General features: G+C 38.2%; 11 protein-coding genes and 2 pseudogenes. 7 read left to right on the top strand and 6 right to left on the bottom strand.

What is annotated here, in order from left to right:
- Nucleotides 1-37 precede the first annotated feature (37 nt).
- Nucleotides 38-2,708 (top strand): annotated as a pseudogene (locus tag JCM14932_RS13990) (cation-translocating P-type ATPase).
- A 32-nt stretch (nt 2,709-2,740) separates the two neighbouring features.
- On the opposite strand, the gene JCM14932_RS00410 reads toward JCM14932_RS13990, so the two are convergent.
- Nucleotides 2,741-3,433 (bottom strand): EAL domain-containing protein, encoded by a 693-nt coding sequence (locus tag JCM14932_RS00410; protein ID WP_025023110.1) that lies wholly within the window; start codon nt 3,431-3,433, stop codon nt 2,741-2,743.
- Between the two features lie 55 nt (nt 3,434-3,488).
- On the bottom strand, nt 3,489-3,926 hold the full coding sequence (locus tag JCM14932_RS00415; protein WP_025023111.1) for a GNAT family N-acetyltransferase: 438 nt from the start codon (nt 3,924-3,926) through the stop codon (nt 3,489-3,491).
- Nucleotides 3,927-4,247: 321 nt separating this feature from the next.
- Between JCM14932_RS00415 and JCM14932_RS00420 the strand changes: the two genes are divergently transcribed.
- Together JCM14932_RS00420 and JCM14932_RS00425 are read left to right on the top strand one after the other, a co-directional pair.
- Complete coding sequence (locus JCM14932_RS00420) at nt 4,248-5,600, top strand: FAD-dependent oxidoreductase (RefSeq protein WP_025023112.1); 1,353 nt, start codon at nt 4,248-4,250, stop codon at nt 5,598-5,600.
- 147 nt (nt 5,601-5,747) lie between these two features.
- The gene (locus tag JCM14932_RS00425) at nt 5,748-6,071 is read left to right on the top strand and encodes a metal-sulfur cluster assembly factor (protein ID WP_025023113.1); all 324 of its coding nucleotides are present in this window, start codon (nt 5,748-5,750) and stop codon (nt 6,069-6,071) included.
- A gap of 448 nt (nt 6,072-6,519) precedes the next feature.
- On the opposite strand, the gene fba is transcribed toward JCM14932_RS00425, so the two are convergent.
- Entirely contained in the window at nt 6,520-7,386 is an 867-nt protein-coding gene (fba, locus tag JCM14932_RS00430) for a class II fructose-1,6-bisphosphate aldolase (RefSeq protein ID WP_025023114.1), read from the bottom strand.
- 405 nt (nt 7,387-7,791) lie between these two features.
- Here fba and wecB point away from each other — a divergent pair.
- Nucleotides 7,792-8,933, top strand: a pseudogene (gene wecB, locus JCM14932_RS13995) (non-hydrolyzing UDP-N-acetylglucosamine 2-epimerase).
- 25 nt (nt 8,934-8,958) lie between these two features.
- Here the strand turns inward: wecB and JCM14932_RS00440 are convergent.
- Nucleotides 8,959-9,441 (bottom strand): GtrA family protein, encoded by a 483-nt coding sequence (locus JCM14932_RS00440; RefSeq protein WP_025023115.1) that lies wholly within the window; start codon nt 9,439-9,441, stop codon nt 8,959-8,961.
- A gap of 2 nt (nt 9,442-9,443) precedes the next feature.
- Nucleotides 9,444-9,899 (bottom strand): flavodoxin, encoded by a 456-nt coding sequence (locus JCM14932_RS00445; RefSeq protein WP_025023116.1) that lies wholly within the window; start codon nt 9,897-9,899, stop codon nt 9,444-9,446.
- 124 nt (nt 9,900-10,023) lie between these two features.
- On the opposite strand from JCM14932_RS00445, the gene map reads away from it, so the two are divergent.
- Genes map through galU form a run of 3 tightly spaced genes read left to right on the top strand, consistent with a single transcriptional unit; the run spans nt 10,024 to nt 12,721 of the window.
- On the top strand, nt 10,024-10,821 hold the full coding sequence (gene map, locus JCM14932_RS00450) for a type I methionyl aminopeptidase (protein ID WP_025023117.1): 798 nt from the start codon (nt 10,024-10,026) through the stop codon (nt 10,819-10,821).
- 11 nt (nt 10,822-10,832) lie between these two features.
- Nucleotides 10,833-11,810 carry a YihY/virulence factor BrkB family protein gene (locus tag JCM14932_RS00455; protein ID WP_025023118.1) on the top strand — a complete coding sequence of 326 codons (978 nt, stop codon included), beginning with the start codon at nt 10,833-10,835 and terminating at the stop codon, nt 11,808-11,810.
- Nucleotides 11,810-12,721: a UTP--glucose-1-phosphate uridylyltransferase GalU gene (gene galU, locus JCM14932_RS00460; protein WP_025023119.1), complete on the top strand. Its 912-nt coding sequence runs from the start codon at nt 11,810-11,812 to the stop codon at nt 12,719-12,721. The genes JCM14932_RS00455 and galU overlap by 1 nt, the downstream gene beginning before the upstream one ends.
- Before the next feature lie 384 nt (nt 12,722-13,105).
- Here the strand turns inward: galU and JCM14932_RS00465 are convergent, their stop codons facing one another.
- On the bottom strand, nt 13,106-13,390 hold the full coding sequence (locus JCM14932_RS00465; protein ID WP_025023120.1) for a hypothetical protein: 285 nt from the start codon (nt 13,388-13,390) through the stop codon (nt 13,106-13,108).
- Nucleotides 13,391-13,435: the final 45 nt, after the last annotated feature.

Raw genomic sequence — 13,435 nt, forward strand, 5'->3', positions numbered from 1 at the left:
TTTGACAGAGGCCTGGTGATGAAAGGGAGGAATCAAATTGTCAGAACAAAAATATCAACAATTTTCCAATGCCTTCTACGCTCAGAGTGAATCAGAGGTATTGACCGAATTAGAGGCAACTAGTAGTGGACTGAACTCTGATCAAGTCAACGAGCGTGTTAGTAAGTATGGACCGAACAAATTGGACGATGGCAAGAAGAAGTCATTGTTGCAAAAATTTTTGGAGCAGTTCAAAGATTTGATGATCCTAGTGTTATTAGCTGCTGCAATTATTTCAGCTGTGGTGTCACATGACGTTGTCGATTCTGTCATCATCCTAGCTGTTGTGATCATTAATGCAATCTTAGGTGTATTTCAAGAATCACGTGCTGAAGCAGCCATTGAGGCTCTGAAAAAAATGTCGACGCCTCATGCTAATGTCTTGAGAAATGGCGATACGATAACTGTTAAAAGTACTGAATTAGTTCCTGGAGATATTGTGTTATTAGAAGCAGGTGATGTGGTTCCGGCTGACCTACGATTGTTGGAATCTAATTCACTTAAGATCGAGGAGTCAGCCTTGACCGGTGAATCTGTTTCGGTTGAAAAAGAAATCAAGATTATTGACGACAAACAAGCCGGTATCGGTGATCGTGTCAATATGGCGTTCTCAAATAGTAATGTTACGTACGGCCGTGGTAATGGTGTTGTTGTTAATACTGGGATGTCTACCGAGGTCGGTAAGATTGCTGGTATGTTGGCCAAGGCTGATGAGACGACCACACCTTTGAAGCAAAACTTGAATCATCTAGGTAAGTTCTTGACGATTGCGATCGTGATAATCGCTGTGGTGATGTATGTTGTGGGCACATTCTTCAACGGAATGGATCCAATCAAGATGATGCTGACATCGATTTCTCTAGCCGTTGCGGCAATTCCCGAAGGACTGCCAGCTATCGTAACGATTATTCTTGCTTTGGGAACACAGGTAATGGCCAAGCGTAATGCTGTTATTCGTAAGTTGCCAGCAGTAGAAACCTTGGGTTCAACGGAAATCATTGCTTCTGATAAGACTGGTACATTGACGTTGAATCAGATGACTGTGGAAAAGATCTATACCTTTAATCAGCAACAATCAGCTGAAACAAAATTATCCACAGATAACATGGCACTGAAGGTTATGAACTTTGCTAATGATACAAAAATATCTCAAGATGGAACGATGATCGGTGATCCGACTGAGACGGCTCTAATAACTTTTGGTGAGAAACATAATTTTGATCTTGATAATAAATTACAACAACAACCACGAGTGGCTGAATTGCCATTCGATTCAGATCGCAAATTAATGTCTACTATCCACAAAGATGGTGAGAGATCCTTGGTCGCCGTTAAAGGTGCTCCAGATATTCTGTTAGAGCGAATCACGAAGATTCAGACTACAGATTGGATTAGAGATATTACCGCCGAAGATAAGAGTGTTATTTTGCAAAACAATCAGGATATGGCCAAACAGGCGCTTCGGGTACTTGAAATGGCATATAAATATATCGACGAAGTTCCAGGTGAATTGAATTCTGACGAGATCGAGAATAATTTGATTTTTGCCGGATTAGTTGGGATGATCGACTGAACGTGCAGAAGCAGCCGATGCCGTTCGTGTTGCCAAGGCAGCGGGAGTGAGACCATTAATGATTACTGGTGATCATAGAGATACCGCAGAGGCGATTGCTGCACGATTGGGGATTATTGAAGCCGGTAACGATGCGGCTGTATTAACGGGTGCAGAATTAGATCAGATGTCGACAGAAGAGTTTGATGAGAAAGTCGAGAATTATTCAGTCTATGCTAGAGTTTCACCAGAGCATAAGGTTAGAATCGTTAAGGCATGGCAAAAACTGGGTAAGGTCGTTGCCATGACAGGTGATGGTGTGAATGATGCGCCAGCTCTGAAACAGGCTGATATCGGTATTGGAATGGGAATCACTGGTACGGAGGTATCCAAGGGTGCTTCCGACATTGTTCTTGCTGATGACAATTTTGCGACGATCGTTGTGGCGGTTCAAGAAGGGCGCAAGGTCTTCTCGAATATTCAAAAAGCTATTCAGTATTTGCTAGCTGCCAACTTAGGTGAAGTATTGACCTTGTTCATTGCAACATTATTGGCATGGGATACGATGTTGCCGATTCATTTGTTATGGATCAACTTGGTAACTGACACTTTCCCAGCCATTGCATTGGGAATGGAACCGGCAGAATCTAACCTGATGAATCATAAGCCTCGGGGAAGGAACTCGAACTTCTTCTCCGGTGGTATTTTGAGCAGTGTGGTCTATCAGGGGATTTTTGAAGCGGCGATGGTATTGATGGTTTATGCAACAGCTATCATGTGGCCAGTTCATAGTGGATATAATGCAATTCATGCAGACGCTTTAACTATGTCATTCGCAACGTTAGGCTTGATTCAGTTATTCCACGCTTTCAACGTGAAGTCGGTCCATCAATCGATCTTCAAAGTAGGATTGTTTAAGAACAAGGCCTTCAACTGGGCTATCCTAGCTTCACTGGTTATGATGATGGTAGTGATTCTGGTTCCTGGTTTGAATGATGCCTTTAGAGTCGCTCATTTAGACATTCATCAATGGGTAATTGTCCTTGGAGCTTCATTCGCAGTGATTCCATTTGTGGAATTAGTTAAATTAGTTCAGCGTAAAATAAAAAAAGATTAAAAAAAAAGCCATTTTGGAATTTTCCAAAATGGTTATTTTTGATCGAAAACGTCATCGTCTTCTTTTAATTTGAGCAGATGAGGCTTGCCGTAGAAGTATCCTTGGCGTAAGTCTATCTGTAATGTATCCGCAAGTTGATCGTCTTCGGGATTTTCGATTCCCTCAAGTATCAGACGGAGGTTATTTTTGTTGGTATAGTCACGCCAAAAAATAACTTTATCCTCAATGTTAGGATCACGAAACTTCTCTTTGAAGTTTTGTAGTGCAAATTTAACTTCCGAAGCCATTGGTATTAATGGCTTAATGTGTTCTAATTTGTTTTCCCCGGTACCAACATCGTCAAGACTGAAGTCCATACCATAGTCTATGAATTGCTTAATTAATGGGATCATTTCTTCATTGGTCCATTTTTCATCGCCAGGTTCTTCAGTGAGCTCAACGACTAACTTTAATGGACGGAGTTGAAGTTGTGATTTAATGATAGCTTTTCTTACTTCTGGGTTCATCAATTGTGTTCGGTTGATATTAACAGATACCGAGCCGATCTTTAGTGACAGGCGCTTAGTTGTGGCAATCAAGACTTCTGCCATAATGTGTGATGGAATATCGGAAAAGTGTAAAGGTGGACGCCATCCTTCTGGAGTCTTCTTCTTCATTAACAATTCATAACCGATCAACGTATTGGTGTATTTGTTCAATTGCGGTTGAATGAAATATCTGTACATAGGCTTCCCCCTAAAACTAATTGCTTATCGTTCTATTATACAATAAGATAAGTTTTTATTCTTGCAATATGAGTTCCATATCATGATGCAGGATTCCTGCTTCTCGGTATTGCTCGCCGATCACCTTGAATCCAAGTTGTATATAGAAGTCCTGAGCATGATCCTGTGCTCCTAAGATGACATAGTGGTAATCTTCTTTTGTAACCTTGTCAATAATATCTTTGAGTAGGATCGATGCAATTCCTTGGTGGCGAAAATCCTTGAGTACGGCGACACGTTGGATGTGAACTCCATTGTCGTCGGTTGGATAATAGCGAGCCGTTCCGGCAGGAGTTCCATCCATGTAAATCGTTACGTGAGTGCAAGAATCTTCACCATCTATTTCAATATCAGGTTCAACGTTTTGTTCTTTAATGAAGACCTCCTTGCGAATGCTTAAGGCGTCTTGATATGTCTTTGAAGATAGATCTGTCGAGTAATTAATTTTTAGCATATTATTCCTGCTTTCAATTGTTGAATTTAAATTATTTTACTCTAATATTCAAAATCTTTGTAGTGTATTATGATATTAGACAACATAATATTAGAATATTTGAGATATTCCATTTGTGTATTCATTTTTTGATAAATGAATTTATCAAAAATGGTAGTTACAAGGTGTAGAATTAAACTATAATTCATTTAAGAAAGTATTCACATAAATTAGGACATTTTAGTAAAATAGAAGTTGTAAGTATGTTATTTTTAATACTAAAGACTTTTAGTTAACTGAGTAAAAAATAGTCTATTAAAAAGTCCTATAGGGAGGCACATATTGAAGGTTATTATTGTTGGTTGTACACACGCTGGTACAGCTGCAGTGGAGCAGATTTTGAAAGATCATCCTGACACAGATGTTACCGTATATGAGCGTGAAGATAACATCTCATTTCTGTCATGTGGGATTGCTTTGTACTTAGGTCGTATTGTTGATAGACTTGAGGATATGTTTTATGCGGATCCAAGTACACTTGAAAAACTTGGTGCAAAAGTTAAAATGCAACATAGTGTTGAGAAAATCGACGCTAAAACTAAGACGATGGTCATTAAAGATCTTAAGACTGGTAAAGAGTTTGAGGATAAATATGATAAGTTGATCATGACAACTGGTTCGGTTGTAAGTACCCCAAATATTGATGGTATTGACAGTCCTCGTATCTTGTATTGTAAGAATTATGAACAAGCTAAGAATATCTATGAGTCAGCTAAAAACTATCAAAGCATTGCCATCGTTGGTGGTGGTTATGTCGGAGTTGAATTAGCTGAGAGTTATGCCAACACAGTTCACGAAGTAACTTTGATCCAATCTGGTGGTCAAATCTTGAAGAACTATATTGATAAACCACTGTCAGACAAGATTATTGGCTTGTTAAAGGATCATTACGTACATGTTTATTTGAACGAACGTGTACAAGGGTTCGAAGATGGCAAAGAAATTACTATTAAGACCGACAAGGATACACACAAGGCTGACTTGGTTATTATGTGTACTGGTTTTGATGCCAATACTGGATTATTGAAGGGCCAAGTTGATATGGATGGTCGTAATGCTTTGATCATCAATGAATACGTGCAAACATCAGATCCTGATATTTATTCAGCCGGGGATGCTTGTGCTGTTAACTTCAATCCAACGAAGAAGCCATTATACATTCCACTAGCTTCAAACGCTGTACGTCAAGGTACACTTGCTGGTAAAAATGTTTTTGGCAACATTCAAAAGTACATGGGTACTCAAGGATCAACTGCCATGCAATTGTTTGGATACACATTGGCCTCAACGGGTATTACCTTGCACAATGCTCTTTCTGCTGGAATCAATGCGGATAGAGTAGAGTACTATGCTAATTACCGTCCGGACTTTATGCCAACCAATGAAAAATTAAGTATCTTCTTGGTTTATGACAAGGATACTAGAAAGATCTTGGGAGCTCAGTTCTTCAGTAAGCATGAAGTTACTCAATCAGCCAATGCTGTCTCAATCGCTATCCAAAACAAGAATACAATTGATGATTTGGCATTCGTAGATATGATGTTCCAACCATACTATGACAATCCATGGAATTACCTTAACTTGGTTGCACAGTTAGCAATCAATAAGTTGGATTATGGTATTGTGAACCAATAAAACTTGATATGAATAATTTTAGGACAATTTTTGTGAAAAAAATTGTCCTTTTTTGTATCTAACTATACAAATTCATAAAAAAGATGATATATTAAAATTGTGAAAGTGATAGCAAATACGATTCATATTCCGAAGGGAGTCGTAAATATGGATAAACAAATAGATGTAGCCGATCAGCGAGCGGGGGATATCATGTGCGCCCTACAAAGTGTAGTTGATCCAGAACTAGGAGTTGACGTCGTCAACTTAGGAATGATTTATGGCGTAGAGATCAAAGATAATGTATGTGAAATTACCATGACGTTAACTCATATGTGGTGTCCAGTTAGTGATTATTTAAAAGTAGCAATTGATAAGGCAGCAATATCGGTAGAAGGTATTGACCGTTGCAATATCAAATTAGTTTGGGAACCCAAGTGGACGGTGGATAAGATGAGTCGTGTGGCAAGAATAGCAATGAATTTGGAATAGAAAAAGAACCCTAAGACGGCAAATATCTTAGGATTCTTTTTTGTTAGGGGTTTGTTTCTTTTAAAACTGTGGGGGATATTTCTATTACGAATCTTTATCCACGCTTCGTTTTTCCAGGGAGGCTAGATTAGGAAGCAGAGTGGGCGTAGATAAAATTGTTGAGTATACCAATATTATCGCAGGACCTCCTTACTTCGGAGATTGCTCTCCTTTTATGGGAATAGTATAACAGGGTTAGAACTGATTCACAATATCAAAACATATTTACAATTTACTTTCACAAGTGTCCGGCCTGTGATAACTGATATAATAGTGAAGTTGTGATAAAGATATTTAAAAAATATTTTCACAATTGGTACTTTCAGTAAATATTTTTGATCATAACTATACCAATTCTAAACAAGGCATAAAAAAAGAGAGATGATAAACATCTCTCTTAAAGTAAATATTATAGTGAAGGTGTACCGAACCAGTCAATACGTTCCTTAGTTGTTTCAGTAATAGCCTTTGTACCAGGTGCAAGTAACTTACGTGGGTCATAACCCTTAGCATCAACATCTTGATCATGTCCTGCTTCGATATATTCACGTGTTGCTTTAGCAAATGATAGTTGTAATTCAGTATTAACGTTAACCTTTGAGATACCCATTGAGATAGCCTTAACGATTTGTTCCTTAGGGATACCTGAACCACCGTGAAGAACAAGTGGTGTTGAGATTTCAGCAGCTAATTCTTCTAGACGATCAAAGCTTAAACCTTTCCAGTTGTCAGGGTAAACACCGTGAATGTTACCAATACCAACAGCAAGGTAGTCAACGCCAGTAGCGTTAAGTGTCTTAGCTTCTTCAACATCAGCTAATTCACCAAGACCAGTAATACCATCTTCTGTACCACCGATTGAACCAACTTCTGCTTCAACAGAAATACCTTTAGCGTGAGCTAATTTAACGATTTCCTTTGTCTTTTCAAGGTTTTCGTCGAAAGGTAAGTCATGGCCATCGAACATAACTGAGTTGTAACCAACTTCGATACATTCTTTAGCAGCTTCATAGTTACCATGATCCAAGTGCATAACAACTGGAACTGTGATACCCATTGACTTGATTGTGTCTTGTACTAGGTGTAGGCAAAGTTCATAACCACCCATGTACTTAGCAGCACCCATTGATGTTTGAACCAAGACAGGTGTGTTTGTTTCTTGGGCTGCAGCTAAAATAGCACGAGTCCATTCCAAGTCGTTGATGTTAAAAGCACCAACAGCATATTTGCCTTTACGGGCGTTGTTGAAAATTTCGTTACCGTTTGTTAAAACCATCGATAATCCTCCAATAAATTCATCTTTGAATACAATTGATATTTTAACTCAAATCTTAACGAATTCATATGTTTTTTGTAAAAGTATTTACAGTAAAGGTGTACCTTTGATATGAAAATAGACCGCAAAAGCTATTATATAAAGGATTACAAGCCCTAATAAAATAAACCACCAGTATTTCTTACTGTCGGATTTCATAAATGTATTGTAAATTGCCATCACTAGGAAAAATGCCAGTAATGTCGTGAGAGTACTTAGAATTAAAAGCATTGGTGTATTTATCATCATGAATTTAATTATAGCAATTTTTTTCAGAAAATATCTATATAATATTGGATTGTGTTGACACCTATATAAAGTATTTCTATTCTGATATAATTTGAAGAGGTTATTGAGGTGATTAATTTGAAAAAAATCAAAGTTATGACAGTCTTTGGAACACGACCAGAGGCAATTAAAATGGCTCCACTAGTATTGAAATTAAAACAAAATAGTGATCGATTTGAAACTGTTACCGTCGTGACAGCTCAACATCGTGAGATGTTGGATTCCGTTCTTGAAATATTTAAGATCAAACCAGACTATGATCTGAATATTATGAAGGAACGTCAAACTCTCAGTGGTATCACTGGATTGGTATTGAAAGAGTTAGATAGTATTATCGAAAAAGAAGAACCAGATATCGTTCTTGTTCACGGTGATACAACAACGACCTTTAGTGCGGCTCTATCGGCTTTCTATCACCAGACAAGTATTGGACATGTTGAAGCTGGTCTTAGAACTTGGAATAAGTATTCTCCATGGCCAGAGGAAATGAATCGTCAAATGACTGATGATTTATCTGACTTATACTTTGCTCCAACTACTGAAAGTAAGGCTAACTTGCTCAAAGAAAATCACAATGGAGACAATGTCTTCATTACTGGTAATACTGCTATCGATGCTTTGCGTAGTACTGTACATAAGGATTACCATCACGATATCTTGGATATTATTGATCCAGATAAGAAGATGATCCTGATTACAATGCATCGTCGTGAGAACCAGGGTGAGCCAATGAAGCAAGTCTTCAATGCAATGAAGCGTGTGGTTGAGAAGCATGATGATATCGAACTTATCTATCCAGTTCACTTGAATCCAGTTGTTCAAAGGACAGCCAAGGATATCTTAGGTGATGTTGATCGTGTTCACTTGATTGACCCATTGGATGTTGTTGACTTCCATAACTTGGCATCGAAGAGTTACTTCATTATGACTGACTCAGGTGGTGTTCAAGAAGAGGCACCTTCATTAGGTAAGCCAGTGTTAGTTCTTCGTGATACTACAGAACGACCAGAAGGTGTTACTGCCGGGACTTTGAAGTTGGTTGGTACTGACTCAGAAGTTGTCGAACGTGAGATGAATCGTCTTATTGAAGACAAGGCTGAATATGATCGTATGGCAAATGCAAGAATCCTTATGGTGACGGTAATGCATCTGACAGAATCATGGATGCAATCAGTTTCCATTTTGGACAAACAGACGTTAAGCCAGATGAATTTGAATAAGCAAACTAAAAGAGTGAAGCTAAGGTTAAATTTCCTTAGCTTCACTCTCTTTTTTTTCGTTATTTTTTTGAGAGATCCTGAATTGCTTGATCTTCTCGATAATATTTCGATTGTTGTAATTAAATATCCATTTGGATGAGTAGTAATTGAATAACCCAACAACTAATTGGTCGATTGCTTTGATGAGAATATTGTTCAATGGGAAGATCAAGACCGCTACGATCATGAACACGTCATCGAACAGCAATGAGAACAATCTTGAAACGATGAAGTATATTCCTTCATTGAACATTTTTTTGTAGCTTCCCATTTCGGTTTTAAAAACAAATATCTTCGTTACAAAGAACGAAAAGACATTCGAGATGAACCAAGCAATCGTGTTGGCAATCCATAGAGGAACGCCAAAGTTATTATGTGAAACATCAAAAATGATGATATTAATAATAGACGCAAGAAATCCAAATAGACAGTACACCGCAAAGTCACGATGTTTTCTAATGAAATCCATTTTTAGTCATCCATTTCTTTAGCTTTTGCCACAATTGTTTCCGCAAATTTATCTAGATTGTCAACATCAGTTTGTTCAGGTGCTAATTCAACGTAGACAGGGTCAGCACCTTTGGTTGCTCCAGCTTCTTCGAAAGCATCCGCAAATTCATCGACGGCACGACAAAAATCTTCATAGAAGTGATCGCCAGAACCACAAGAACCGTAGATCTTATCAGTTAGATCTAAGTCCTTCATGTCATCATAAAAGTCTAATGCCTCTTCAGGGACAACACCGTCGTCGTATGTATAACTGACCATCACACAGATATCAGCATCTTCATAATCTGAAGCGTCAGTCTGTGAGACTTCACTCATGTCAACGTCCATGCCCAAGTCTTCAAATTTTTCTGTTAGGACGTATGCCATATCTTCATCGTTACCGGTGATACTAGCATAAACGATTTTTACTTTTGTCATATCAATGCCTCTCAATTTACATTCTTGGGATATTATAGCAAAAATAAACAACTATCTAAATGAAAATACCGGACAATGTTATAATATAAGCGACTTTATTTTTTTTTGAAGGGAAATGCAAAAGTTGATTACATTAAAATCTGCACGTGAAATAGAAGGTATGAGAAAGTCTGGCGAACTACTTGCCAACGTTCATATCGGATTAAGAGATATCATCAAACCAGGAATTTCTTCAATGGAAATCGAAGAATTCGCTGATAAATATATAACTGAACACGGTGGGAGACCATCTGAAAAAGGCTTTGAGGGCTACAAGTATGCAACTTGTGTCTGTGTTAATGATGAAGTTGCTCATGGTATTCCCCGTAAGAACCTGATCCTAAAAGACGGAGATGTTCTAAAGGTTGATATGACTGTCAACTTGAATGGTTACGAAAGTGATTCTTGCTGGACATATGCTGTTGGAACTCTTTCAGCTGAAGACCAACATTTAATGGATGTTACTCACAAGGCTCTATACTTAGGTATCGATCAAGCTGTTGTTGGTAACCGTTTGGGTGACATTGGTTATGCCATTCAACATTATGTTGAAGATGAACAACACATGGGTGATGTTCGTGATCTTATCGGACACGGTATCCAGCCTACAATGCATGAAGCTCCTAATGTTCCTCACTACGGTGAACCAGGACAAGGACTTCGCTTACGTGAAGGTATGACCATTACGATCGAACCAATGGTCAACTTAGGTACTTGGGAGATCAAGGATAAGTTTGTCAAAGCCGACGGCTGGGAATACTTTGTTTCAGCTGATGGTTCAAACTCAGCGCAATATGAACACACAATTGCTATTACAAAGGATGGTCCTAAGATTCTTACATCTCAAGACCCTGAATTTGACGCTAAATATCGATTGAAATAATGGTGGAGTAAATGGACGAAAATAAAAATGAAACGGTACCCGTGTTTGCGCAAGATATTCCACGTTATAAAAAGTTCGTGGGACTAGTGAAATTCATTACGCAGGCTGTGGGGGATGCCAATATACCTATGGCCTCTAAGGCTGTTACGTATTATTTACTATTGTCTTTATTTCCGGCCTTTATTATTGTGGGAAATTTAATTCCATTATTGCATTTGGATAGACCAACAGTTGTTTCTTATGTGGAATTCATTTTGCCTGAGAATTTGCACAATACATTTATACCGGTTATCGAAAAAGTTATTACCAGTTCCAACACCGGTATCTTGTCAGTCGGTATTATTGTGGCGCTTTGGGCAATGTCTCGTGGATTGAACACAGCACAACTTTCGATGAATCAGGCATACGGATTGGATATCAATAGTTTGTTCGTCAATCAGACGTTTTTGAACTATATTATCAGGCGTGGTTTGGCATTCATCATGACGTTTTTCTTGATAGTTATTGCTGTAGCAGTGGTTATCGTCTTTACCTTTGGTCAGACAGTGCTGAATTGGCTAATAAGTCTGATTGAAGTCAAGGCATTACAAACCGCATTAGATGAGTTTATGAGATGGAAATGGCCGTTGGCTATTGTTATAATGTTCTTGATCGTTTTTGCTTTATTTTATTTTTTACCTAATGTTCAATTAAAACTTCACTATGTATTATTAGGCTCAATTATTACTACCGCAGGAATATTGATCCTATCGCAATTGTTCTCATACTATTTGAAGTATTTTGGATCAGCATGGGATAATTACGGTACGATTGGAGCTATTATTATTTTCCTATTGTGGATCAACATGTCAGTGACAATATTCCTATTTGGAAATGCCGTTAATGTTGGATTTGCGGAGGCAAGTAAGGGTCCATATCTGCGTAAGAACACTGGGCGTTTGAGTACATATCTGAGGATGTATGAGAATAACAAACAAGGAGATAAGTAATGAAAGTAAGAAAAGCCATCATTCCAGCAGCAGGATTAGGAACAAGATTTTTACCAGCCACTAAGGCATTGGCCAAGGAAATGTTACCTATCGTTGACAAGCCAACAATTCAATTTATCGTTGAGGAAGCTAAGGCTTCAGGTATCGAAGATATTTTGATCATCACTGGTAAGAATAAACGTTCTATCGAAGATCACTTCGATGCTGCTCCAGAGTTGGAACAAAATCTTGAATCAAAGAATAAAACTGACCTATTGAAAGTTGTCCAAGATACTACTGATCTTGGAGTTAACTTGTATTACAGTCGTCAGGCTCATCCAAATGGTTTGGGTGATGCTGTTGCTCAAGCACAATCATTTATTTCAGGCGAACCATTCGTAGTTATGCTTGGTGATGATTTGATGACTGACAAGGTTCCATTGACAAAGCAACTTATCGACGATTATGAGAAGACACATGCTTCAACAATTGCCGTTATGAAGGTTCCTGATAAGGATGTTTCTAAGTACGGTATTATTGATCCAGAAGGTCAACATGCTCCTGGGTTGTACAATGTTAAGAACTTTGTTGAAAAGCCAAAAGTTGAAGATGCACCTAGCAATCTAGCTATCATTGGACGTTACTTATTAACACCTGAAATTTTTGATCTATTGAAGACTCAAAAACCAGGTGCTGGTAATGAAATTCAATTGACAGATGCTATTGATCGTATGAACAAAGTTCAACGAGTATTTGCTCACGAGTTCAAGGGTGAAAGATTCGATGTTGGTAATAAGTTCGGTTATGTTAAGACAAATATTGAATATGGATTGACTCACCCAGAAGTTAAGGATGAATTGAGAAAGTACATTTTGGACTTAAGCAAGAAGCTTGAGGCTGAAGATAGCAAGGATAAGAAGTCTGGTAAGTAGGCTTTTACTTTCCGCTTCCGATTGAAAAATATTTTACCTGCCGTGGGGACCGGTCCCAGCCTTGGTCTGGGACCTCAACTTTAAGCTTTGCATAGTTCGCAAATCTTAAAGCTTGTCCTGTGGCTTTCGCCACCTTCACGGCTGGTAAAATTTTTTCAACCTCCAGCTATTTTTGTTTTTTAAAATAGATAGGATTTACATAAGTCGGAGTGGAAAGTATTGAGCCAGCAGTGATGGTGCTGTTGAACGGTGTTTTTCCGTTCTTACAGCACAGGACGATTTTTGAAATCTGCGGTTTTATGCAGAGTTCAAAAACGAGGCTTCAGACCGCACTTTGGCTGAAGTCGGTCCCACAGCAGGCTCATTACTTTCTGACGTAGACGTCTAACCTAATAAAATACAATCATCAGCGACTCTGAACCCAAAGAGTTGGTGGTGATTTTTTTTGTCGTCATAATATAGAGGTAATTCGTAATAATCTTTTTTGTTGAGAAGCAAAAGAAACTCCCAGTTTTTGATTCCTTTTAATTTGTCGGAGGTCTTGAGATAGACACCGTCAGTTGTTACTTCAAGGTCAACGACTGCCAGTTTTTGTTTATCAATTTCGACGAAGACACGATTATTTCGATTAAAGTCATTTAGCAATAAGATTAAATCAATGATTCTCATAAGATAAACACCATCATTTTCATTGTTTTATTTCATCAGATAAAT

It is taken from the genome of Companilactobacillus nodensis DSM 19682 = JCM 14932 = NBRC 107160, assembly GCF_000615905.1.
In the GTDB taxonomy this organism is placed as follows: Bacteria; Bacillota; Bacilli; order Lactobacillales; family Lactobacillaceae; genus Companilactobacillus; species Companilactobacillus nodensis.